The sequence below is a fragment of the Psychrobacter piscatorii genome (assembly GCF_001444505.1).
Lineage (GTDB): Bacteria > Pseudomonadota > Gammaproteobacteria > Pseudomonadales > Moraxellaceae > Psychrobacter > Psychrobacter piscatorii_B.
The window spans coordinates 33,264-56,860 of record NZ_LNDJ01000052.1 but is presented as its reverse complement, the minus strand read 5'-3'; the positions used below and the strand labels follow the sequence as shown (position 1 = coordinate 56,860).

Below are 23,597 nucleotides of genomic sequence, written 5' to 3'. Positions count from 1 at the left end.
TTTATGGAAAACTCAGCGCAGTCAGCAAGATTGCCACACTTACACGAGTCAGAGCTGTTCCACGCTATCAAAAATCCTGCTTTTAGGCGTATTGGTTTAATGGGCCGTGCTGGTAAACGCAGCGTCACGCGAAGTCTGGTACAGATTGCCCAAACCATCAATGAGATGAACTTGACGTTGATCATGGATGTACAAACGGCCAACTTACCAACGCTTAACCTCACAGAAGTAGAAAGAGTCAAAATCGTTAAACGTGGCTTGATTGGTGAGATTTGCGATTTGGTCATCGTTGTTGGTGGTGATGGGTCGATATTGCATGCTGCCGAAGCATTGGCACGCTACCGTGTCCCAGTATTAGGGGTTAACCGTGGTCGTCTCGGGTTTTTGGCAGATGTCAAACCTGACGAAGCAGCATTTAAGCTACGCCAAGTATTGATGGGCGATTATCAGCTGGATCATCGGTTTTTATTGACGATGGAGATACGAGAAGGGCGCAAAATCATTCATGAAGACATGGCGCTAAACGACATCGTACTGCACGCTGGTAAATCGGTACATATGATCGATTTTCAGATGAAGATTGACGGACATGATGTTTATAGACAGCATAGTGATGGCTTGATAGCAGCGACACCGACTGGATCGACTGCCTATGCCTTGTCCGGTGGTGGCCCCATCATTCATCCGAGTATGGATGCGATTTGTCTTGTGCCTATGCACCCACATACGTTGTCTAGTCGCCCGATTGTTGTCAGTGGTAATAGTGAGGTCTGTATTCGTATTCACGAAGACAATCGCACGCAGCCGATGGTCAGCGCAGATGGCAAACCAAGCGTACCGCTTGAGCAAGAACAGCGCTTATATATTCGTAAGCATCCTGATAAGCTCACTTTACTGCATCCGCCTGGATTTGACTTTTATGAAGCCTGTCGTACCAAGCTGCACTGGAACGTACATGCCGAAGAATTCAGTCTGGATGTCGATGATGATATTATAGATGATGAATGAGCGTATCTATTAGAGCATGTTTTCAAATCGTCCAATAGCCATCAAAAAATATGATGAAAAAATAGTAGTGGAGAGTAGGCAAGATGGATAAACAAACAATACTAGCCAGTCTAACACCGGAAGTGGTTGATAAATTCCGCATGGCGATTGAGTTAGGTAAGTGGCCTGATGGTCGCAAAATTACCGCTGAGCAGCGAGAAACTTGCATGCAAGCAGTGATGGTATGGGAGCACGAGCACCTACCACCTGCTGAGCGTACGGGTTATATCCATAAACCAGTGAAAGAGGATGGTTCTATCGTGGGCGCTGAGTGTGACGTCGAGCACGAGCATCATTATCCTAATATGCCGAACCCGAAAGGGGCGGTACAACCTGTGAAGTTTCGTAATAAATAAATCTATAAACAGTCAATAAAAAAGCCACGCTCATTAGCGTGGCTTTTTTTACTTTATTAATTATTCAATCACTACACATATTTAAATTGCAGTTGTGTCGACACTAGGACGAACCGTTAGCGGATTTTTTTGCATTAAAAATCCTTGCCAGCCCCAATGCAAAAAGTTGCGAATATTAGCATGGTCAGTACCGTTAGGCGTTGCTTGCACTTTGGCATAATGTTCGCCGAATAGTTTTAGCGTATCCAATTGGTTTAGACCGTGATGCTTAGCGAACCCAAAAATCTTTGCACTACCTTCATTTTCGCCAGCTGCATTATGGACCATACCGTTGACAAATGGGGCAGGAGAATAGCGATAAAAATCATCGATAAAGCTGATAACATCATTGAATCCAATGGCTTTTTTATTCAAACCATTAAGTAGAGCCGATACATCTGATTGGCGGATACTCATAAATAAATGACCTCAGAGCAGTTTAAAAAATAAAAAATATAATGCTTATGTATGCTCATTAGTCGTTGAGCATTAAGTATCATAGATTAGCGATTGAAGTAGTCTTCATCATCGAACGACGGCGAAAAATTGCCTTGCTCAAGATGTTGCATTTGCGACTGTACAGAACGCTCATGCTGGATACGTTGATAAATCTCTTCGCGATGTACGGCAATATCTTTAGGTGCATTCACACCGATACGTACTTGATTGCCCTTGACGCCCAATACCGTCACACTGACTTCATCGCCGATCATTAGCGTTTCGCCCACACGGCGTGTCAAAATTAACATGCGTCACACTCCTTATGTCGCATCAACAGATTATTACTCATCAGATTACTTCTCAATTGCAGAACATCACCGCAGCACTCAGTAAGTAATATATCAACAATTACCATACTCGACATTGTGCAAACCACGGCAATGATAGGTAGATTCATTTAGCCCAAATGAAAGCCCCATTATAGGTGGCATAACAGATACTGTCACGGTTTTTCACAAAACTATTAGGTAAATGCTCATTTCAACTATGCTAAAAAATAAAATAGGATCTAAAAAGATCCTATTTTATTTAAGTACTGTTTTTATTTGGAGGCTATTTGTTTAAACGAAACGCTATTTATTTACATACGATGCAAAGTCGTCAATAGCGGTTAATAGATAACCATCAATGCTAAAGCTGTATTTTAACAGTTTTTTGGCCTTATAGCCCAGCGATTTTGCTCTCACCGTCTTCACGGTCAAGACCAAAGGCAGTATGCAATGATTTGACGGCTTTTTCTAAGTGCTGATCTTGAATCAAAACAGATACTTTGATCTCGCTGGTCGATATCATTTGGATATTGATATTGTTCTCAGCCAATGTTTGGAACATGAGGCTGGCAACCCCTGCATGTGAGCGCATACCAACACCAACTAGTGAGACTTTGACCACTTCGCTGTTGCCTGATATTTCTTTGGCACCAATCTCGTCTTTGACTTCTTCATTGAGCACTTTTAGCGTCTTGTCCAAGTCAGTACGATTGACGGTGAAAGTAAAGTCAGTGGTACCATTATCCGAGAGGTTTTGGACAATCATATCGATTTCGATATTGGCACGACCAATTGGGCTTAAGATAGCAGAGGCGATACCAGGATGATCGGGTACACCGCGCACTAAGATTTTTGCTTCGTCTCGGTTAAATGCGATACCTGAGATGATTGCCTGTTCCATATTGTCTCCTTCGTCTATCGTAATTAGGGTGCCCACGTTGTTTTGAAACTCTTGGTCAAAGCTACCGTCAGTGTTTTCATCAAAGCTAGATAGGACGCGCAGTGGTACGCCGTATTTGCCAGCGAATTCTACTGAGCGAATCTGTAGGATTTTGGAGCCAAGACTTGCCATCTCAAGCATTTCTTCAAAGGTAATTTTTTCAAGCTTTTTGGCTTTTGAGGTGACGCGAGGGTCAGTGGTATAAACGCCATCGACATCAGTATAAATTTGACATTCATCAGCACCCAAAGCCGCTGCAATCGCAACGCCTGTCGTATCAGAGCCGCCGCGCCCCAATGTGGTTGCATTGCCTTCTTCATCAATACCTTGAAAGCCTGCCACAATGACGATATTGCCGGCATCTAGCTGCTCGCGTATGTTTTTATCATCGATGCTTTCGATACGGGCTTTATTATGGGCGTTATCGGTTTTGATCGCGACTTGACGACCAGTCATTGAACGCGCACCAATACCAAGCTCTTTTATCGCCATCGCGAGTAGTGAGATAGAAACCTGCTCACCGGTTGAGACCATCTGGTCGTACTCACGTGGGTCAGGGTTGTTACTGATTTGGCGTGCTAGATCAATCAAACGGTTGGTTTCGCCGCTCATGGCTGAGACCACGACCACGACTTGATGACCATTGTCATGCCAGCGTTTGACGCGTTTGGCGACGTTTTTGATGCGGTCGATACTGCCCATCGAGGTGCCGCCGTATTTCTGTACTATTAACGCCATAAAAATCTACCTATTATTCATTAATGACCTTTTATTCTCATGGATCAGTCTCAATGCGACACGTGTCCATGCGTGTATAGATAAAGCCAGATTGTAAGAGTTATGCCCTATATGTGTCATTCGTTTATTGGTACTGCATCAACTGTCATGAATGAGCAATATTGTCAAACGTTGACCTTTATACCATATCTACCGCATAACTTTAAGTATCAGTACCGCTTAGATGTATGGCGATTGGTTATAGTTGCTATAACCGATCGCATATCCCATGCCAAGTAAACCAGAGTAAGGTCCTAAATTACTAAGCCTTTTATGATTAGCTAAGTTGGGTTTCAATCCAAGCAGGTAGGGCATTGATGACCGCAGTGCTGTTATCAGACTTTGGTGCGCCGCCCTGTGCGTAGTCAGGTTTACCGCCACCTTTACCACCAAGCTCACTGGCTAAATGACGAATGATATCACCCGCTTTGATTTTAGCAGTAACAGATTTTGCGACACTCGCGGCTAGTGCTAATTGGTCATTTTTATCACCAATTAATACAATCACACTATCAGGCAGTTTTGATTTGATATCATCCATCAGCGTACGGATGGATTTACCATCGATACCGCTTAAGGTGCTGAGAAGTACGGGCGTATCTGCAATCGTTTGTACGTCATCGAGTAGGTTGGCAGCTTGAGCGCTGGCCATTTTTTGCTCTAAGCGCTCAAGCTGTTTTTCAAGCTCGCGTTGCTTATCTGCCATGGTACGCACACGCTGGGCGACCTCAGGACGTTTGACCTTTAGCTGGCTTGCCAACTCGCTTAGTTGCTGCTCGCTTTGCTGAATGTTTTTGACCGCGTTCATGCCCGTGACGGCTTCAATACGGCGGATGCCAGCAGCGATACCTGACTCGCTGGTGATTTTTAGCATACCGATATCGCCAGTACGCTGTACATGTAAACCGCCGCAAAGTTCGATAGAGAAAGGCTTGCGCTGACCACCGACGATACGATCTGTACCCATGGTTAGTACGCGAACGTCAGTGCCGTACTTTTCGCCAAATAATGCCATCGCGCCTTGATTCATGGCTTCATCAATCGACATGTGTTCAATACGAGCAGGAGTGTTGGCTTGGATTTGCTCATTGACGAGACGCTCTACTCGCATGATTTCAGCAGCACTGACAGGCTTATCATAAGCAAAGTCAAAACGCAGTACGTCGCTTGAGACTAATGAGCCTTTCTGCGTGACTTCATCACCCAAGACTTCTCTTAGTGCTGCATGTAATAGGTGAGTGGCAGAGTGGTTTTTGGCACTGGCTGCACGAATGCTTGAAAGCACGTGGGCATCCGCCGTTTGCTTGGGTTTGATATCACCCATGGTCACCACACCATAATGAATGATGGCTTGACCAGATTTTTTGGTATCTTGTACTTCAAAGACACCTGATTCGGTACGGATTTCACCAAGCTCACCCACTTGACCACCGCCTTCGGCGTAAAATGGCGTACGATCCAATACCACCACGCCTTCCATGCCTTCCGTTAGGCTCTCTGCTGGATTGCCATCTTGATAAAGCGCATCGATGGTCACGCCGTCTTCTTCAAGCTGCTCATAACCAACAAAGACGGTTGGCGTCTCGACTTGGATGACGCTGCTGTAATCGACATCGAACTTACCTGCATCACGAGCACGTTCGCGCTGTGCTTGCATGTGCTCATCAAACTCCGCTTCATCGATGACAATACCGCGCTCACGCGTGATATCCGCGGTCAAATCAACTGGGAAGCCATAGGTGTCGTAGAGTTTAAAGGCCGCTTCGCCAGATAGCGTATCGCCATCTTTTAGACCTTCAAGCTCGCTGGCAAGCAAACGCAGACCTTGTGCCAGTGTCTTGGCAAACTGCGCTTCTTCTTTTTGAATCGCATTTTCGATCACGTTTTGTTTTTCTACTAGCTCTGGATAAGCACTGCCCATTTCAGCCACGAGTGGCTCAACCATTTTATAGAAAAACTCACTATCAGCGCCAAGCTTGTTGCCATGACGTACCGCACGGCGAATGATACGGCGCAATACATAGCCACGACCTTCGTTGCTCGGTGTGACGCCATCAGCAATCAAAAAGGCCACAGCACGGATATGGTCAGCGATGACTTTTAGTGAAGACTGCTGTTCATTGTCAATCTCTAAGATCTCAGCTGCCGCATCCATTAAATGGGTAAACAGATCGATCTCATAGTTACCATGGACGCCTTGCATGATAGCGCTAATACGCTCAAGCCCCATGCCAGTATCGACACTGGGCGCAGGTAGCGGCAATAGCGTGCCGTCTTTTTGGCGATTGAACTGCATAAAGACGCAGTTCCAAATCTCGATGTAGCGATCGCCATCTTCTTCTGGCGTACCGGGCAAGCCGCCTTCGATCTCAGCGCCATGGTCATAAAACACTTCGGTGCAAGGGCCACAAGGACCGGTGTCGCCCATGGTCCAAAAATTGTCTGAGGCGTACGGTGCCCCTTTGTTATCACCGATACGAATGATGCGCTCACTTGGCAGACCAATGGTTTTGTGCCAAATATCAAAGGCTTCGTCATCAGTCTCATAAATGGTGACATACAGACGATCTTTATCAATCGCGAGCCACTGATCTGAGGTCAAAAACTCCCAGATATACTCGATACCTGCTTGCTTGAAGTAATCGCCAAACGAGAAGTTACCAAGCATCTCAAAAAACGTATGATGGCGGGCAGTGTAGCCAACATTGTCCAAGTCATTGTGCTTACCACCAGCACGGACACATTTCTGCGAGGTCACAGCACGTGTGTATTCACGTGGCTCCATGCCCAAAAAGGTTTCTTTAAACTGATTCATGCCGGCATTGGTAAATAACAATGTCGGATCATTATGCGGAATCAAGCTAGACGATGAAACTTGGGTGTGCTGCTTGCTTATAAAAAAATCGATAAAGGCTTGGCGAATATCGGCTGAGCGAAATGGCTGGCTCACAGCGGCTCCTTACTGACGGATAGAATTGAGTAAATGACATAAAATAATTTTGCAAGCGATTTTAGCACAAACGCCTAAGCTCTTGGTACAAGAGTTACAACTGCTCGTTATAGTCCATTCATGATTTGCCGCTCATATAGGGTGCATCATGGTGAATTGGTCAAAATTGCCGCATCAGTCTCATCAAGCTTGTCTTTGATTAATGGATCAGACTCAATGACCTGCACTGGCAAGTAGCGCAATTGCAATTTAATAGGCAAGTATTTGGGGAAGTTTTCTGCCATGTCTTTGGTAATCACATCCTCGATCTGCTGCACATCTTGTGAATTTGGACTGGTCTCACCGCGTACCACGGCACGAATGATTTGAAACGCATTATTCTTATCAAATTGTATGTTGGTCAGTACGTTACCTTGATCGATAAAATGTTCATTAATTGCTTCTTTGACATTGTTTTCAAAGGTCTGCTGCTTGGCATTGCTATTGAGGTTTAGAGTAAGATAAATGCCCAAGCCGACCAGTAACAATAGTGTGACGGCATTTCGACGGAAAAATATCAAATAGGTGCCCGATTCATAATCATCATCGACCAAGCGCCTGAAGCCTAAAAACCACAGTACCATGGCATTAGTAAACTGAATGGCAATGATGTTGGTTAGGGCCAATAAGGCAGCACCTAGCCCCATCTGTATCTCGCCATTGGCAAATAAAATGCCACTGGCCGCGAGTGGCGGCACCAAGGCGGTGGCCACAGCAACCCCAACAACGGCGACGGACAGGTGCGGAGACACCATCGCATATGCACCAGCCGTACCGCCAGCCAGTGCAATCATCAAGTCCATAGACGTGGGCTGGGTACGAGATAAAATCTCATTGGTCAGCGGTTGACCTTGATGCAATAGACCCACCACAAAGCCGACCAATATCACCAAAAATACTCCCGCTAACACGGTGAGCAACGACTTACGCAACAGTGGCATACGGTAGTCAATAATCGCTAGGGCGACACCTGTAATCGGACCGAGCATCATGGCGACCAACATCGCGCCAATAACCACTGCGGCTGAATTGGTCACCAAGCCATAACTGGCAATAATGGCTGATAGCGTGTTCATTACAAAGTACATTTTACTTGGTAGGGCGTTGGCCTCAATGGTTACGCGGACTTCGGGATAGTCTATCTTTTGATCGCTAAACTGCTCGGCCACGAATTGCTTGTAGGATTCTAGCTTGGCTTCTTTTTCATCTTTGATCTTTTCTTCTTCTGACTGTTGCTCGTCGTCGTCACTCTCCACATTTTCACCACTAGTGTTTGTCGTTGTAGACTCTGTGGTTAGATGATCATCGACGTCAGCAACGACAGGATCATTTTCATGGATACTATGATCGATCGAAATGGGTTCGACAGGTTGGCTAACATGAGTGTTGGGCGCTTCGGAAGTGTCTGGATCTTCTTGTGTTTGATGAAAAGCCTCAGACGTTGTCTCTGATGCGTGAGCGGCTGTGTCTGCGTTTGGGCTGGATAATTCAGATTGATCTGAGTCATCATCAGGCGCGTCTAGCGTGGCAATGACGACATCAGGCTCTGGTGAGGTGATGACGATTTTTGTTTCAGAGAGCGACTCCTCTTCACTGTTTTCGGTTGCATACTCCTGCTCAGTGGTCTGTTCTGGTTCATGAGCATCATCGATCTTTCTCTCAGATGTCTCTTTTGTCATATCAGATGAAATCTGAGAAGCGGTGTCTGGTTTTTTTTGTTGTGACGTATTATCAGAAGCGGTCATAGCAATTGGGCTTTATTAGTCAGATGAAATAAAACCATTATTGTAATGAAAAATCAGCGACAAGCTGTCTTTTTTTTGTGCAAAAGCAAAGTGCTAGACATGACATTGGGCAAAATAGAAAGAGGTATCGTAGTAAGGGTATGATCGAGGGGCTGAATGTAAAGTGGAATCGGAGTAAAAATTTATAGGAAATGAGTATTAATGAAGATAGCGAAATATGAGTGAGAAATACCCTTATATTAACATGGGTTTTAGAATAAGTCAGCCAAAATGTATGAGGCTGGCGTCTATATTAAATACTTACCTTTAGTAGGGATATGGCGTATAAAGTAACTATACCCACACATAAAGTAAGGATTAAGTCATGAACTGGCCATTATTTGCTGTTATTTACATCATAGCAGGCACTGTCACCACAGGGATTGTCATCATCGGTACGCTCATTATGGGTTTCGATGAGATCGCGCATATGCAAATAGCGGTCGCAGTGGGTGCAGCGGCGTCTATTCCCATCACCATGTTCTTTGCCAAAAAAATCGGTAGCATTACTGGTAACGAAGATGGTCATAAAGTATAACGGATGATCAGATTTTGGCTTGATGCTCAGATGATGTTGGTTTTAGTAGTAAAAACGCTAAAGCGTCGCCAAACGTAAAAAAGACCTCAATAGTGAGGTCTTTTTTGGTAGTAAGTGCTGACTTGGTAATAAATGCTGATAGCGATCTAGGTTAGAGCGTTATTTAAGCTCAACGGTTGCGCCATTTTCGATATTGGCATAAACCTCAAGCACATCCCAGTTGGTCAAGCGGATACAGCCATGTGAGGCTTGGCGACTGATACCTTCAGGTTTTGGTGAGCCATGTAGGCCATATGACGGTTTAGATAAGCCCATCCATACCACACCGACTGGATTGTTTGGTCCTGGTGGCAACATATGGATTTTTTTCTGAGCGCCTTCACCGACTGTGGCTTTATACCACGGCATTTTGACTTTATTGACAATCTTATAAGTACCATGTGGTGACGGCGTGTCATCACTACCAACGGTCGTTGGGTAAGTCGCTACCAGTTGGTTGCCATCATAAGCATATAACGTTTTATCAGCTTTGTTAGCGACCACGCGGTTGATTCGCTTGTTTAACGCACCACGGGTATTCAGTACAGTGATGGTCTCACCAGCTTTGTATTCTTTGTTCTTATTGAGTTTATCCAAGTAGCGCACATCCATATGGAAGCGCTCACCAAGCATCTCTTTGATATCTTGATAATACAGCCCTTTCATTTTTGACTTGGCTTCTGCGCCAGCAGGTGTGGTCGCAAAATTGGTGTTGATATCATCATCAGTCAACGTATAAGTGACGAGCACAGGTTTGGTTGCCGGAATGTTCTTAACCAAGGCATCCCACGTTTTTTGATCCATTTTGCCAGTCGTTGGCAGGCCTTTCATTGCTTGGAAGTTAGTAAGGGCCTTTTTACTGTTCATCCCCCAGCCACCATCGATAGGACCAGGAGAGGCATGGTTCCAATCGAGCAACGCTTGCATTTTGATCGTCATGGCTGAGTTGACTTTCATGTTAGGCGACCACACAGCGTTGTTTACTTGTTGTGCGTAATTTGACAAGTTTAATGTGGTATATCTCTTACCATCTTTGTCTTCGATATTTTTGATGGTTGGATCATCACTGAAGTCTTGACGCTTTTCACTCTCCGGTAACTCAAAGGCGAGTGGATCAGATGAGTCGATAGAGGAGATATCGCTGGGTGCAGCGACCGCTTGGCCTTCGCTGATATCATCAGTGCTATCAGATTGCTCATCTTTGAGGGTCAACTCAGCAGCGCTCATGTTGTCAGCAGCGGGTGCTGGCGTGCTATTTTGATCGTCTTGCTTAGTGTTGATCAGCTGGTTCATGCTATCAACGGGTTTTGCGTTCTCTGTATTTAACTGTACAGTAGCAGCACCATCTGAGCGACTACGATTTTCTTGCACATTGAGGCTCACCTTTTGAGCAAGGCCTGGCATGGCGTTTGCCGTTCGTACTGGCAATGTGCGAGTATTATCGGCAGTGGCGGCAAGTGCGCCAACGCTGGCACTCATGGCAGCGATAGATATAGCAGTAATAATAGGCTTTATTTTCATCATATTGAATCACTTGTGGTTGCTACTAATGCGGCTATTATGCGCATAATTTGGTTGCTTCGCAAACTTTTGGTCTATCTTTTTGCATTTAGAGTAGGTTAAACGTCAACTGCTGACGTATTCGCTACAGTTGAGTAATATTTTAGCCAAAATGTTTACGGCGACAGGCAGGCTGCTTACGCAAACTCCTCATTATTTTCACTATTTTTTGTTTTAGTAAAAACGACAGTGATTGGCGCTATTTGGCGTTTATGTCTATAATGTATGATTAATTTTTTCATTAATAGATCGATTTTTAGCAAAAAGCCATTTAACCCGCCAATAGTGAAACAAGGTGCGATATGTCAGAAGACCAAACGATGAGTGCAGAAGAGTTTCAAAACCAATACTTCAACGATGATGAGTCTGAGGGCTTAGACGGTGAGATGGAGTATGATTTAGAGACTGGACTTCTTGGTGAGCACGATGAACTTGCTAACCTGCAAGCAGAGCTTAATGAAGCACGCGAGCAGCTAGTGAGTATTCGCGACTTTATTCGTTTTTCCGTCACACAATTGCGTAACTATGATGTGGTTGTCGCACAAGGCACGACTGATGAGTTTGCGGAAGCGTCAGCCATTGTATTGCATTCGTTGTCTTTAGATTGGTCAGCCAATGAGCAGATTTTAGACTGTCGTTTGACCACGTCAGAGAAGCAGGCAGTGCTAGGACTATTAGAAGAGCGCATCGCTGAACGTAAGCCGCTGAGCTATCTGATTAACTTGTCGTATTTCTGCGATTTGCCTTTTTATGTGGATGAGCGCGTGCTTATCCCGCGCTCGCCAATCGCAGAGTTGATTCGTCAGCAGTTCCATCCGTATTTTGATGTGACTGAACTCGCCAAACCACTGGGTGTCAGCCCGAACGAAAAGTCAGCGGTATTTTATGATCATGGTTTAGATGTGAAGCAGTTGTCGCAGCCTGAGCGTATCTTAGACTTGTGTACTGGCTCTGGTTGTATCGCAATCGCGCTTGCTACCCGTTTCGTTGATGCCTTGGTCGATGCTATCGATATCGATAAAGGCGCGCTGGACGTGGCAATGGTCAATGTCGATCATCATGACCTTGGCCATCAAGTGAACGTAATCGAGTCTGATTTGTTTGCCAAGATACCTGCTGAGAACCAGTATGAGCTTATCGTCACCAATCCACCGTATGTCGATGCGGCTATCATGGCAGATTTGCCGCCTGAGTTTTTATATGAGCCTGAGCATGCATTAGCCGCGGGTCAAGACGGCTTGGATTTGGTACATCGTATTTTATTTGAAGCGCCAGATTACCTTAGCCCAGATGGTTTGCTGGTCTGTGAAGTGGGCGACAGCGAATGGGCATTAAAGCAAGCCTATCCTGAGATTCAGTTTGATTGGTTGAAATTTGCACATGGCGGGCATGGGGTTTTTGCGATTACTTATGATGAATTGGTAGCCAATCGTCAACTGTTTGCCGCTTATGTGCAACTATTAGATAGCATGCAATAGCTGAGTGTGGGTCACAAAATCGATCATATAAAAACTGATCAGCGATAATCATAAAAGGTTGGTCGAACAACCATCAGTCGCGTTTACTTGTTTAAGGACAATTATGGCAGGCAATAGTATTGGGCAGGTTTTTACGGTCACCACTTGCGGTGAGTCACATGGCGCAGGCCTTATGGCCATCGTTGATGGCGTACCACCAGGTTTAGCATTATCTGCAGACGATTTACAAGTAGATCTGGATCGTCGCAAACCGGGTACGTCTAAGTATTCAACCCAGCGCCGTGAGTCTGATGAAGTTGAGATTATCTCTGGCGTATTTGAAGGCAAAACCACAGGGACATCCATCGGTCTATTGATTCGCAATACCAATCAAAAATCAAAAGACTATAGCGATATCAAAGATACCTTCCGTCCTGGACATGCCGATTATACTTACAGTATGAAATATGGTTTCCGTGACTATCGTGGTGGTGGCCGTTCGTCAGCGCGTGAGACGGCTATGCGAGTGGCTGCTGGTGCTATCGCTAAGAAGTACTTACAAGAACGGCTGGGCGTACAAATTCGTGGTCATGTGACCCAAATCGGCAATGAGCATAGCAATGTACTAGACCCGAACCAGATCGATTGGGAATTTGTAAATAGCAATCCGTTCTTCTGCGCAGACAAAAAAGCGATTGGCCGTTTTGAGACCTTGATTGACAACTTGCGCCGTGAAGGCACCAGTTGCGGTGCACGCCTTGATATTATCGCGAGCGGTGTACCTGTAGGTCTGGGTGAGCCAGTATTTGATCGTTTAGATGCCGATATCGCTCATGCAATGATGAGTATCAATGCGGTCAAAGGGGTTGAGATTGGCGATGGTATGGCAGTGGCAGGTCAATTTGGACATAGCGCTCGTGATGAGCTGACCCCAGATGGGTTTGCCGCCAATCATGCTGGCGGTGTCTTGGGCGGTATCTCATCAGGGCAAGATATCCGTGTGAGCATCGCGCTTAAGCCAACCTCTAGTATTACCACCGCTGGCAAAAGTATCAACACCCAAGGTGAGGCAGTTGATATGCTTACCAAAGGTCGCCATGATCCTTGCGTTGGTGTACGAGCCACGCCCATTGCCGAAGCGATGCTAGCGATTGTAGTGCTCGATCACTATCTGCGTCACCGTGGTCAGAACGCGGATGTAAAGCCGCCAGTACAATCGATTACTTAGTATTTTTGCTCTAAAGTAATCAGCCCTTTGTTGTTTCCAGTAGTTTAATACTAGAAATGATAAAGGGCTTTTTTATGTCCCAATAAAATACAGGTGTTACCTAAAAACAATCAACGTGCTGAGCGAGCAAGATATCAGGCTGCCAATCGATATTCATCAATAGCTACACATTGCTGATGCCGAAAGACCAGTAATAATTGCTGACTAGGAATCGCTAGCCAATGTCCAAACTCAATACTACCGACACCTTGGCTGGATAGTATCTGCGCGCAGTGATGACGACTAAGGCCGATTAGGTGCTTGATGATAGGGTTATCAGTTAATTGACGTGACATAAATGTTCTCCTTCTAATCTGCTTTACGAATTTGATGGTTCAATAGATCTTAGTGCTATCGTAAAATAAAGAAGTAGAAATCCTGTGCAGTCATGATGGAAAATTGATGAACTGTTATCAATGCTTATTTTTAAGCTAGTGGCAGGGTAATGCTAACCATCACACCAGAACGCTGATTTTTACCAGTATCAGTGTTATCAGGTGTAGCTTTATCAGCGCCAATTTTATTATCATTAGCATGGATATTATCAATAGTTACCTGACCGCCATGATGCTCAATGACTTGCTTCACTAAAGTGAGTCCAAGACCGGTACCTTTTTTGAGAATACTATCGGACTGTTTTGAGTCAGCTTTGTGATGTGCTGAACCTGTATCTAGCGTATAGGTTGTATTCTGATTTTTCACTTGCTGAACAGAATGGCTTTGATGAGATAGGCTAAAATAACGATCAAAAGCTTTTTCAATAGCATAATCAGGCAATAGCTTTCCATCATTAAATATATCGATGATTACCGTTCGCGCTGTGCTGTGCAACGAGATATCAACAGTGTTATCAGCAAAATGAATGGCATTATCCAGCACATTTTGTAAGACTTGTACCAACCAAAATTGGTCAGCAAACACACTGGTAGAGGCCAATAATTCTGCTGGTAAGTTTGTAGTGTTTGTCATGTGCTGATCATCGATGTATATATCGATAGGTTGTAGATTCTGCTGTTGCTGCTTAGCGGTATTGTCTTTTATTAGACTCTGTAATAATGGCAGTAGCGGCGTTAGCTGACGACTGAGCTTAAAAGTAGGCTGTTCAACTTTTGCAAGCAACAGTAGTCGGTCGATGAGCTGCTGCATTTTTACGCTTTGCTCACCAACCGTCTCAATGAGCATCTGCCGATCATCCTGATCAAGCATATGACCATCTAGTCCATCATCTTCTAACAGCTCACTACTGGCGCGAATGGCGGTTAAAGGGCTTTTTAACTCGTGAGTGAGTGTATGCACATAATCAGTGACATAAGCACGATTCTCTAGTCGATGCTTCATAGTCTCAATGGTATCTGTCAGGCTGTTTAGCTCATGACCGAGATAAAAATAGGGTTTTTTGGTGTCTTCTGCCAGCGAACTGGTATATTGAGTCACCAAGGTAATACTTTGCTTGAGCCACCATGCGATGAGACCTGCTAAAATGAGGGCAGCAGTGCTGATGAATAGCACTGTGATCAGCATGCGGTTACGTGTATCGTCCAAATAAGGTAGCACGCTGGCGACAGGTTTGCCGACGCTGACCACGCCGATAATCTCGCCAGACATATTCTTGATTGGCTGTGCGACATACATGACCGAGCCATCACGCTGCTGGTTATCCCGCAGCGTACTTCTGGCACCGTACTGACCTCTTAATGTGAGATAGACATCATTCCAGCGCCCATAGTTTTGCCCTTCATTATTGTCAGGTTGGGGTAGCGAATCATAAATGACCCTGCCGCTGCTGTCTGTTACATATACCCGAAAGCTGCTATAGCTTTTGGTTTGATAGACGGGACCTAAATTATCGTTAATCGCTGGTATGCCTACAAAGGCTGCATCAAGTTGCGCTTGATAAGCCTCATCGTATAGTTGCCCTGTAGATAATGGTATCTGGAGACTGGCCGCAAGTAACTTACTGGTATCTAGGAGCGTGTCTTCGATGACTTGCTGCGCGGTTGGCTTGACGTAGCCAAACAACTGGGTAAATACAACCACGCCGCAAATGATGAGTACCAAAGCAACTGCAAGCCAAATCCTAAAAAAGATACTTAAATTGAGCAGTCGTTTACGTTTAGGAGTTTGCTGCACAGTACCAATGGGATGCAATTTGGCATACCAATTGTTTTGGTCGTTATGAGTATCGCTCTCAGCATTATTGGCATTATGATTCATAAATTAGCAGCTATTATTAAGCTGGACATAATGCGTAACCCAGTCCACGATGTGTATGAATGACTTCAATACTCGTATCAACAGTCGCAAGTTGCTTACGAATCGACTTGATATGGCTGTCTATCGTGCGAGCCAATCGATGATCAGGATAGTCACTCACCGCATTGAGTAGCTGCTCACGGCTAAAAACTTGATTGGGCGCTTGTAACAAGGTGAGTAAAATTTTGCGCTCAGTATTACTAAGTTCCAGCTTTTGCTCTTGCCACGTTAATGAATAATTAAGCGGTTGATAGTGCCAAACGCCAGATTGGTTTTCAAACGTTAATGCTTGTCCTGATAGATTGTTTGACGAAGTATTATCAGTACTGTCATTTGAGTTTATGATATGAGAGCCTGACTGTTGAATCAGCTGTTCACGTCGCCAAATGGCTTTTAAGCGTGCGACCAATTCACGTGGACTAAAGGGTTTGGCACAGTAGTCATCGCCACCCATCTCCAACCCTAAAATACGATCGACCTCATCGCTACGTGCAGTCAAAAATACAATAGGCAAGTCTTTTAAGGCGTCGATATCAGGTGTATGACGTATTTGTTGACACAGGCTCAAGCCATCACCGTCTGGCAGACCGACATCCATAATGATTGCCGATAGATCTTGTGCTTCATGACTATGCAGCATGGGTAACACACTACTGGCATTATCCAGCCAAGTCATCTGCCAGCCTTCGCGCTTGCAGGTAACCTTGAGTGACATGGCAATCGCAGGATCATCTTCTACCAGTAAAATATGGGTCATAGTCTCTACATCATCTTATAATCTTAGTAAATTATCGTAGCACAAAACAGCAGACTGCTCTTGCTGCTACGAGTCAAATGGTGTGAAAAATTAATGGAAAAGTAGGGTGCTAAATAGACAGTTTGTGAGGTAATCACTTTAATATATTCCATAAAAAAGCCAGCTCAATGGATAAGCTGGCCTTGGTAATACAAACTAAGCATGATTATCTATCAATAAACTAAGCGAAAATCTATTTAAGACCTTTGCAGTTGGCATAGTAGCTCACCGTAGCGGGCCAGTCTGAAAAAACGCCTTGGACTCCGACATCCTGCGCTAGTACGTCAATATAATTCATCATATCACCATCATTGTTGATAGCATCTCCAAGACCGCTATAGTACCAATCGCCACCATCGGTTAATGGTCCTGAACGCTCTATCGACCAAGTAATGATTTTTAGACCATTGGCTTTGGCTTGTTTTGCGTATTCTGATGGTTGCATATTGCCTTTACCGTCAGTAGTGACTAATAACCAAAGCGCCGGTGCAATGGTATTGATGCCATGTGCTTTGATATCAGCCAATGAGTGCTTCCATGTACTTGCGTCATTTTTATCAAATGTCTTATTATTAGCGGTCTCATTGCTGTCATCAATAAGATAGACGGCATTGGCGCCATAAGCTGGCTCGTTTTTGATCCAGTAATCCAGATCTTTTATATTAAATGACTGGGCAAATACATCACTTGCAGGCACGCCCGCTGCCTTATAAGTATTATCTATCAGCTGTTGGCGATAATCGTCTAAACGATAGCCATTAAACGGCATGGTCACGGCTGGTGCTTTTAGCTCAGGTGTGTGCTTCATGCCTAGCTGGCGTGCCAATGCGATATGCTCTTTTAACGTCAATACCTTACCATTTTGTGAATACAAGTCCGTTCGCCAAGGTGCGGTTGCATTCATATACTCGCTAATGCTGGTTGCTTTTTTATTGGCAGCATCCATCTTACCCGTCAAGGTTTTAAATTGAGCGGCACTGATATCTGAGGTGCGACATTCGATACTATCGGCATTGGTAAGTTTGCCTTTAGCATCCAATACAGGCGGTACGGTACATTGCTTGGCCAGCGGCGTGGTTAGAATATTAGTGGTGGTGTGCAAATCGTTTTGGGCATGACGACAGACAAGCTCTCCATCATTGGTAAATGCAACATCACATTCTAAGATGCCAGCACCCATTTGTGCTGAAGCCACGTAACTATCATAAGTATGTTCAGGTAGCTGTAATGGCGCACCTCGATGCGCAATAGAGAAGTCTGTCTTACTTGGTAGTTGCCCCCTGCACGCCTGTAACTCTTCTTTTAATGGTCCCTCGTCCATATCATTTATCAGGTAAAACGGACGCACGCCATAGGTATATGTGACAGGTGAGGAAGGTTGTGGCTGTGATTGCGGTTGCGCTGTCGATAAAGGGGCTTTTGATGTGAGCATTGAGCGGCTATCAGTAGTGCAGCCTAATATCAATAATGAGCTGATAAGCGTTAAAGGTAAGGCGAGATGAATCTTATTGACTTTAGCCAGCGTTTGCTTACTCAGCTTAAGCACTGATTTATCAAAAATTGTCATGTAAAATGTTCCTGCAAAATTATAAAAAATCCCATCGGACGTAGGGATAGGAATTAAAAGATTAGCATTTGAGCGTTGGTTGCTACTTGCTGTTTGCTAAAAGAAACTAAAGGTCGTGACATTCTTATAAGGACTTAGCTTTGTAAGAACTTAACATTAATGCAGATACAATTGTAGGCACATGTACTAAAGAAGAGACAGTTGACAGTATATAAGCTTGATAGTATTGGGCTTATCGGTCATAAAATCATACGTATCTTCTTATGCTGTTCTCATTTTCGCTATTGTCCATTTAGCACCTCACTATTGACCATATTCTCAAACTAACAGATGATATTGACCATATAATGACACATACATTATTTTGACAAAAAACATAGAAATGCTTAGGGCATATCTCACTACATTATTAAGGATAATTATGAGTAACTATCTAGACGCCGTCGTCGTTGAGCACAATCCCTCTCAAAAAAAGATAGATCGCGCGGTGATTTGGCTGCACGGTCTTGGCGCGAGCGGACATGATTTTGAGCCAGTGGTACCGCAGCTTGGCTTGGCTGATGATATGGCAGTACGTTTTATCTTTCCGCATGCGCCCAAGCGTCCTGTCACGGTCAATGGTGGGATGGTGATGCCGGCTTGGTATGATATCTTGGAGATGAGTCTTGAGCGAAAAGTAGATGTGGCTCAGATTGAAGAGTCTGCTCAGCAGATACAAGATTTGATCAGTCGTGAGATTGAGCGCGGCGTATCATCAGAGCACATCGTTATTGCCGGATTTTCGCAGGGCGGGGCGGTGGCGTATCACGTGGCACTTGGTTACCCAGAGCGCTTAGCTGGCTTGATGACGCTCTCTACCTACTTAGCGACCAATGACAATATTGAGTATAGTGCTGCCAATAAAGACATGCCGATTCTGATTGAGCATGGTACGCATGATCCAGTCGTGCCTGTCATCCTAGGTGAGCAAGCACATCAGCTATTATCAGCAAAAGACTATAATGTGTCTTATAATACGTATCCGATGGCACATCAAGTCTGTATGCCGCAGATTCAAAATATTGGTCAGTGGTTAAATACCGTTTTGGCGTAAATTATTAAGCTGTAACGTAATGTAATGCAAGTCTACTATAGGTTGAAAACCTGCCTAATTTTCCTATATAATAAGCGACCTTATTGGGGATGTTCTGGCTTCGACGCTGGTGATGAAACTCAATGATGCATGTCGAGAGTGTATGTCCTCTCGTTAATCAAACATATATTGTTATAGTCGCAAACGACGAAACTTACGCTCTAGCAGCTTAAACCCTGCTTACTGCGCTGCCGATTACCTATAGTTGGTTAGCCCAGTTGAAGCGTCCGTATATAGGTTCGCCACAAGGGATTGTCTCAATCGCTTGGGTTCAAAAGTAGAGAATCGTCCAATCCATCCTGACTGTCGGATCGGTGAGGACTAAAATTAAAGACAGAAACTAAACATGTAGATTCATGAGCGTAATGCTGGCGGACGCGGGTTCAACTCCCGCCATCTCCACCAAATATTGATAAAGGGCTGACAGTCACAGATTGTCAGCCCTTTATTTTGCGTGTTTTTTGACTTTTTCTTACCTTATAAAGGGATGGCTAATATATAGGATGTTGGTGTTTTTGTTGGTATTGAAGCTTTTCCAGCTGTTCAATACTAACAAACAATACTCCAATGCCCTTGACCTATATCATGTTGTACCTGGCATATATCACGTTACATATCATAGATTTCACCATGAAATATCTCATGCTTATCATCGTCGTAATTAGCTAAAACGCTACTCAAGGCAAGCTAGAATTGCTTTTCAGTATGTCTATTTGTAACCTTCAAGTCGAAAAAATATATTGTAGAAAGTGAATTTATCTGTAAAGTATAAAAATAACAGACTAAAAATGAGGGATTAGACATGCTTATCGAACTACAGGGTAGTAGATTGACTCAGGCAATATTAGAGCGGGATGATAATCAGGTATGGTGTGCTGTGAGCAATGTCAGTGACGATCATGCTATGACAGCCATCGATAATGGTTATTACGAATTATTAGTGTCTATCGTGTCTTTGGGTGATGATGGCTTTGTTTGTGATAAAGGCCATCTATGGCAGTACGCTGTACCCGTTAAAAAGGTCGAGCTTACTCAAGATGACGTAGGCTTATAGTTGAACGAACACGGATGTAACCTGATTGTTTGCCTAAATTGCCTAAAGAATCATCTTCATTGTAGGAGTCAGTGGTATGGATAGTGGAATGGTGGGGAGTAAATTGACGCGCTCAATGCTTGAAAGTGGGCATCAAGAAATATGGTGTGCCGTGAGTGATGTGAGTGATGAAGACGCTATGGAAGATCAAGTAGGGAACGACTTTACAGCGTGTATCGTAGATTTTAGGGACGGGCAGTTTTATTGCGCCGCAGATAATGGTTGGTTTCATGCAGTACCGATTGAGGTACGTGCACTAACGCAAAGTGAAGTTGGTTTTTAAAAAAACTTATCAAAGTATTTAGGGCGTGTCCCTAGTTCTTGCTATCCCACCACAAACAAAAAACCGATCATTTAATTTGATCGGTTTTTTTGCATTATGTGGTATTGCTCAAAGTACCTAAGAAATTTGATGAGTTTAGAGCAATTCAACGATTTTTTATTGATGATTAATGTAGTTAGCTGTTTGGTAAATTAGTAGGAAAAGGAAAATAGAGTATTAGCAGCAATCTATAAATAATGAACAGCCGTTTATTTTAATCGATGACGATCATAATATTATCTTGTCTTGACACACAATTCTGATTATTCTTAATTGTGGTTTATTTTTAGTATTAGAGGATACATGAATAAAAATAAGCGAACTTTTAACAACGACAGGGAGTGTACTATGTTAGGAAAAATGATGTATCAGCCATTGCTGATCAGTGGTCTAATCGAACACGCTGCCCGTTATCATGGTGATACGGCAGTTTTGTCCAAAGAAGTCGATGGACAGATGACTCATACCAATTGGCGCACTGTCTCAGATAACTCAAAACGATTGGCCAAAGCATTGGCTACACTGGGACTTAAATCATCAGAACGCATAGCGACTTTGGCTTGGAACAATCGTCGTCATTTAGAAGCTTGGTATGCGATTTCAGGTAGTGGCATGGTTTGCCATACTATCAATCCACGTTTGTTCCCCGAGCAGCTTAGCTACATTATCAATGACGCTGATGATCGTGTACTGTTTTTTGATACTACTTTCCTACCACTAATTATGGCAATCAAAGAGCATATCAAAGGTGTTGAACACTTCATTTGTCTAAGTGATCGAGATGATAGTATCGTAGAAAAACTGCCTAATGTACTGTTCTTTGATGAGCTATTAGCAGAAAATTCTACTGACTTTGACTGGCCTCAATTCGATGAAGCAACAGCCAGCTCTTTGTGCTACACATCAGGAACTACTGGTAACCCTAAAGGGATTTTATATACGCATCGTTCTTCTGTGCTACATGCGATGGCGTTATGCATGCCTGATGTCTCCGCGCTCTCTGCACAAGATGTTTTGCTACCCGTGGTACCGATGTTCCATGTCAACGCGTGGGGAACCCCTTATGCGGCTGCATTAACTGGCTGCTCTCTGATGCTCCCAGGTCCCAATTTGGATGGTGATAGCCTAGTATCTCTCATTGATGATTATAAGGTGACGGTTGCGTTAGGTGTTCCCACGATTTGGCAAAGCCTATTGACCGCTGCTAAAGCCAGAGGCAGTAAGCTTGATAGTATGACGCGGACCATTGTCGGTGGCGCCGCTTGTCCACCATCAGTGATTAAAACGTTTAGAGAAGACTTTAATTGCGATGCGATACACGGCTGGGGTATGACAGAGACCAGTCCGCTTGGTACGATGAATCAGATAAAGGCTAAGCATAAATCGCTGAGTGACGATGAGATTAACGAGCTACGTAACGCTCAAGGACGTCCACCGTATGGTGTTCAGTTACGTCTCATAGACACTGATGAGCCACTTAAACCAGTCAAAGAGGATGGAGTGTCTCAGGGTCGCTTGCAGATCAAAGGTCACTGGATTATCAACGATTATTATACAGAGAATCCTGATGCCATTACAGAAGATGGCTGGTTTGACACGGGTGATATTGCAACTATTGATGCTGATGGTTATATGAATATTCGTGACCGATCAAAAGATTTAATTAAGTCTGGTGGAGAATGGATCTCCTCAGTAGAGCTTGAAAATATCGCTGCCGGCCATCCACAGATAAAAATGGCAGCTGCTATCGCCGCAAAACATAAAAAATGGGGAGAACGTCCGGTACTGATTGTGGTAAAAGAAGAGAATGCAGAACTCGATGAGTCACAAGTGCTAAGTTTTTATGAAGATAAAATTGCTAGCTGGCAGATACCTGACAAAGTTATTTTTGTAGAGAACATCTTACTAAACGGTGCCGGAAAAATGGTGAAAAAAGACTTGCGTGATGAGTATGGTGATGCGCTATTAGAGATGTGATGGCATGATCTTAGACCATAATATCAGCATCATCTTAAAAGGCTCAAGTATGACAATGACATAGGTTTTGCTAAGTGTAGTGGTGCAAGTCAGAATATTTAAAGGGCTCTTTAAATGTTCTGACTTGTACCGCAACTCTAATTGCTATGGCAATGGCGCATGGAAAATTAATGGACGGTGCTTTTGAATAAACTTCGATAGAGCAGGACAGTATAGAACGCCAGATACAACAAAGCCCCTGATATCAGGGGCTTTAGCTGTTCTATAAGATAGTATAGGACTATGTAATGGTACCCGGAGCCGGACTTGAACCGGCACGCTATTGCTAGCGAGGGATTTTAAATCCCTTGTGTCTACCAATTTCACCACCCGGGCAAAACTTGTGTTATCTAACATGTAAACTAGCTGATAGACTGTCTAGTTACTAGATAAGTGGTCGCTATTATAATCAGTTGAGATAATAATGCAAGCCAAAATTAACGTAAAGTTAATAAATAATTGGAGGCTGGAGTCGGAATCGAACCGGCGTTAACGGAGTTGCAGTCCGCTGCATGACCACTCTGCCATCCAGCCAATCAAGGTGGACTATATTAGCAAAAATATGCCAAATTACAAGTCATTTTTTGGCTAAAAATAGCTTATTTTCTCACTTGTGCTGATTTTAGTGCTTTTTTATGAGTTTTTTGCGTATTCAGGCTCATCAGCGAGCCGGACTCACTGATGAGAGTAATGATCATTGAGTGTGTACTTTTATAATATCTCTTCGTTATTACGTTTGGCTCGTTTGATATCGCGATAAGTCGCGGTACAAATCAATACCAGCACGCCGAGCGTAATGGCTGGCCAAATTAAAATATATAAGCCGTAGATAAAGACGTTGTCCATGATATCTCC

The 23,597-nt window shown here is 44.0% G+C and carries 19 protein-coding genes, 2 tRNA genes, 1 other RNA gene and 1 pseudogene; 10 read left to right on the top strand and 13 right to left on the bottom strand.

Going from position 1 to position 23,597, the window contains the following annotated elements; translation table 11 throughout:
* Positions 1-3 precede the first annotated feature (3 nt).
* Together AS194_RS03930 and AS194_RS03925 are read left to right on the top strand one after the other, a co-directional pair.
* Positions 4-1,008, top strand: a complete 1,005-nt coding sequence (locus tag AS194_RS03930; protein ID WP_058024170.1) for an NAD(+) kinase — start codon at positions 4-6, stop codon at positions 1,006-1,008.
* An 83-nt stretch (positions 1,009-1,091) separates the two neighbouring features.
* Complete coding sequence (locus AS194_RS03925) at positions 1,092-1,403, top strand: YeaC family protein (RefSeq protein WP_058024169.1); 312 nt, start codon at positions 1,092-1,094, stop codon at positions 1,401-1,403.
* Positions 1,404-1,484: 81 nt separating this feature from the next.
* Here the strand turns inward: AS194_RS03925 and AS194_RS03920 are convergent, their stop codons facing one another.
* The 5 genes and pseudogenes from AS194_RS03920 to AS194_RS03900 form a co-directional block, all read right to left on the bottom strand.
* Positions 1,485-1,859 carry a HopJ type III effector protein gene (locus tag AS194_RS03920; RefSeq protein ID WP_058024168.1) on the bottom strand — a complete coding sequence of 125 codons (375 nt, stop codon included), beginning with the start codon at positions 1,857-1,859 and terminating at the stop codon, positions 1,485-1,487.
* Positions 1,860-2,023: 164 nt separating this feature from the next.
* A pseudogene (gene csrA, locus AS194_RS03915) lies at positions 2,024-2,191 on the bottom strand (carbon storage regulator CsrA); the annotation flags it as partial.
* Positions 2,192-2,603: 412 nt separating this feature from the next.
* Positions 2,604-3,890, bottom strand: a complete 1,287-nt coding sequence (locus AS194_RS03910; protein WP_058024167.1) for an aspartate kinase — start codon at positions 3,888-3,890, stop codon at positions 2,604-2,606.
* A 316-nt stretch (positions 3,891-4,206) separates the two neighbouring features.
* Entirely contained in the window at positions 4,207-6,879 is a 2,673-nt protein-coding gene (gene alaS, locus AS194_RS03905) for an alanine--tRNA ligase (RefSeq protein ID WP_058024166.1), read from the bottom strand.
* Between the two features lie 146 nt (positions 6,880-7,025).
* A complete protein-coding gene (locus AS194_RS03900; protein WP_058024165.1) occupies positions 7,026-8,663 on the bottom strand; it encodes a DUF389 domain-containing protein in 1,638 nt (545 codons plus the stop codon).
* 364 nt (positions 8,664-9,027) lie between these two features.
* Here AS194_RS03900 and AS194_RS03895 point away from each other — a divergent pair, with 364 nt between their 5' ends.
* Positions 9,028-9,240: a hypothetical protein gene (locus AS194_RS03895; protein ID WP_058024164.1), complete on the top strand. Its 213-nt coding sequence runs from the start codon at positions 9,028-9,030 to the stop codon at positions 9,238-9,240.
* A gap of 159 nt (positions 9,241-9,399) precedes the next feature.
* Here AS194_RS03895 and AS194_RS03890 read toward each other — a convergent pair whose 3' ends face one another.
* Positions 9,400-10,803, bottom strand: a complete 1,404-nt coding sequence (locus AS194_RS03890) for a L,D-transpeptidase family protein (protein WP_200960312.1) — start codon at positions 10,801-10,803, stop codon at positions 9,400-9,402.
* A gap of 338 nt (positions 10,804-11,141) precedes the next feature.
* On the opposite strand from AS194_RS03890, the gene prmB reads away from it, so the two are divergent.
* Positions 11,142-12,317, top strand: a complete 1,176-nt coding sequence (prmB, locus tag AS194_RS03885; RefSeq protein ID WP_058024163.1) for a 50S ribosomal protein L3 N(5)-glutamine methyltransferase — start codon at positions 11,142-11,144, stop codon at positions 12,315-12,317.
* Positions 12,318-12,420: 103 nt separating this feature from the next.
* A complete protein-coding gene (aroC, locus tag AS194_RS03880; RefSeq protein WP_058024162.1) occupies positions 12,421-13,524 on the top strand; it encodes a chorismate synthase in 1,104 nt (367 codons plus the stop codon).
* Between the two features lie 134 nt (positions 13,525-13,658).
* On the opposite strand, the gene AS194_RS03875 is transcribed toward aroC, so the two are convergent.
* The 4 genes from AS194_RS03875 to AS194_RS03860 all read right to left on the bottom strand — a co-directional run bounded on the left by AS194_RS03875 (position 13,659) and on the right by AS194_RS03860 (position 18,179).
* Positions 13,659-13,859, bottom strand: a complete 201-nt coding sequence (locus tag AS194_RS03875; protein ID WP_058024161.1) for a hypothetical protein — start codon at positions 13,857-13,859, stop codon at positions 13,659-13,661.
* A 130-nt stretch (positions 13,860-13,989) separates the two neighbouring features.
* On the bottom strand, positions 13,990-15,777 hold the full coding sequence (gene creC, locus AS194_RS03870; protein ID WP_058024160.1) for a two-component system sensor histidine kinase CreC: 1,788 nt from the start codon (positions 15,775-15,777) through the stop codon (positions 13,990-13,992).
* A gap of 16 nt (positions 15,778-15,793) precedes the next feature.
* The gene (locus AS194_RS03865; protein ID WP_058024159.1) at positions 15,794-16,573 is read right to left on the bottom strand and encodes a response regulator; all 780 of its coding nucleotides are present in this window, start codon (positions 16,571-16,573) and stop codon (positions 15,794-15,796) included.
* A gap of 232 nt (positions 16,574-16,805) precedes the next feature.
* The gene (locus AS194_RS03860) at positions 16,806-18,179 is read right to left on the bottom strand and encodes a glycerophosphodiester phosphodiesterase family protein (protein WP_058024158.1); all 1,374 of its coding nucleotides are present in this window, start codon (positions 18,177-18,179) and stop codon (positions 16,806-16,808) included.
* A gap of 421 nt (positions 18,180-18,600) precedes the next feature.
* Here AS194_RS03860 and AS194_RS03855 point away from each other — a divergent pair, with 421 nt between their 5' ends.
* From AS194_RS03855 to AS194_RS03840, 5 genes are all read left to right on the top strand, one after another.
* The gene (locus AS194_RS03855; RefSeq protein WP_058024157.1) at positions 18,601-19,272 is read left to right on the top strand and encodes an alpha/beta hydrolase; all 672 of its coding nucleotides are present in this window, start codon (positions 18,601-18,603) and stop codon (positions 19,270-19,272) included.
* Between the two features lie 85 nt (positions 19,273-19,357).
* Positions 19,358-19,716: a transfer-messenger RNA gene (gene ssrA, locus AS194_RS13395) on the top strand.
* Positions 19,717-20,113: 397 nt separating this feature from the next.
* Positions 20,114-20,365, top strand: coding sequence for a hypothetical protein (locus AS194_RS03850; protein ID WP_058024156.1), 252 nt, complete (start codon positions 20,114-20,116; stop codon positions 20,363-20,365).
* A gap of 76 nt (positions 20,366-20,441) precedes the next feature.
* On the top strand, positions 20,442-20,687 hold the full coding sequence (locus AS194_RS03845) for a hypothetical protein (protein ID WP_058024155.1): 246 nt from the start codon (positions 20,442-20,444) through the stop codon (positions 20,685-20,687).
* Positions 20,688-21,074: 387 nt separating this feature from the next.
* The gene (locus AS194_RS03840; RefSeq protein ID WP_058024154.1) at positions 21,075-22,703 is read left to right on the top strand and encodes a long-chain-fatty-acid--CoA ligase; all 1,629 of its coding nucleotides are present in this window, start codon (positions 21,075-21,077) and stop codon (positions 22,701-22,703) included.
* Between the two features lie 288 nt (positions 22,704-22,991).
* Here the strand turns inward: AS194_RS03840 and AS194_RS03835 are convergent.
* The 3 genes from AS194_RS03835 to AS194_RS13885 all read right to left on the bottom strand — a co-directional run bounded on the left by AS194_RS03835 (position 22,992) and on the right by AS194_RS13885 (position 23,588).
* Positions 22,992-23,078: transfer RNA gene (locus AS194_RS03835), tRNA-Leu, on the bottom strand.
* Positions 23,079-23,202: 124 nt separating this feature from the next.
* Positions 23,203-23,276, bottom strand: a tRNA-Cys gene (locus tag AS194_RS03830).
* 177 nt (positions 23,277-23,453) lie between these two features.
* A complete protein-coding gene (locus AS194_RS13885) occupies positions 23,454-23,588 on the bottom strand; it encodes a putative transporter small subunit (protein ID WP_208855952.1) in 135 nt (44 codons plus the stop codon).
* Positions 23,589-23,597: the final 9 nt, after the last annotated feature.

Coding starts and splice junctions, on each gene's coding strand:
- AS194_RS03900 (WP_058024165.1), bottom strand. CDS start 8,663: ATGACCGCTTCTGATAATACGTCACAACAAAAAAAACCAGACACCGCT.
- AS194_RS03840 (WP_058024154.1), top strand. CDS start 21,075: ATGTTAGGAAAAATGATGTATCAGCCATTGCTGATCAGTGGTCTAATC.
- AS194_RS03930 (WP_058024170.1), top strand. CDS start 4: ATGGAAAACTCAGCGCAGTCAGCAAGATTGCCACACTTACACGAGTCA.
- AS194_RS03890 (WP_200960312.1), bottom strand. CDS start 10,803: ATGATGAAAATAAAGCCTATTATTACTGCTATATCTATCGCTGCCATG.
- AS194_RS03865 (WP_058024159.1), bottom strand. CDS start 16,573: ATGACCCATATTTTACTGGTAGAAGATGATCCTGCGATTGCCATGTCA.
- prmB (WP_058024163.1), top strand. CDS start 11,142: ATGTCAGAAGACCAAACGATGAGTGCAGAAGAGTTTCAAAACCAATAC.
- AS194_RS03875 (WP_058024161.1), bottom strand. CDS start 13,859: ATGTCACGTCAATTAACTGATAACCCTATCATCAAGCACCTAATCGGC.
- AS194_RS03895 (WP_058024164.1), top strand. CDS start 9,028: ATGAACTGGCCATTATTTGCTGTTATTTACATCATAGCAGGCACTGTC.
- AS194_RS03910 (WP_058024167.1), bottom strand. CDS start 3,890: ATGGCGTTAATAGTACAGAAATACGGCGGCACCTCGATGGGCAGTATC.
- AS194_RS03855 (WP_058024157.1), top strand. CDS start 18,601: ATGAGTAACTATCTAGACGCCGTCGTCGTTGAGCACAATCCCTCTCAA.
- AS194_RS03860 (WP_058024158.1), bottom strand. CDS start 18,179: ATGACAATTTTTGATAAATCAGTGCTTAAGCTGAGTAAGCAAACGCTG.
- aroC (WP_058024162.1), top strand. CDS start 12,421: ATGGCAGGCAATAGTATTGGGCAGGTTTTTACGGTCACCACTTGCGGT.
- AS194_RS03920 (WP_058024168.1), bottom strand. CDS start 1,859: ATGAGTATCCGCCAATCAGATGTATCGGCTCTACTTAATGGTTTGAAT.
- AS194_RS03925 (WP_058024169.1), top strand. CDS start 1,092: ATGGATAAACAAACAATACTAGCCAGTCTAACACCGGAAGTGGTTGAT.
- creC (WP_058024160.1), bottom strand. CDS start 15,777: ATGAATCATAATGCCAATAATGCTGAGAGCGATACTCATAACGACCAA.
- AS194_RS13885 (WP_208855952.1), bottom strand. CDS start 23,588: ATGGACAACGTCTTTATCTACGGCTTATATATTTTAATTTGGCCAGCC.
- AS194_RS03845 (WP_058024155.1), top strand. CDS start 20,442: ATGGATAGTGGAATGGTGGGGAGTAAATTGACGCGCTCAATGCTTGAA.
- AS194_RS03850 (WP_058024156.1), top strand. CDS start 20,114: ATGCTTATCGAACTACAGGGTAGTAGATTGACTCAGGCAATATTAGAG.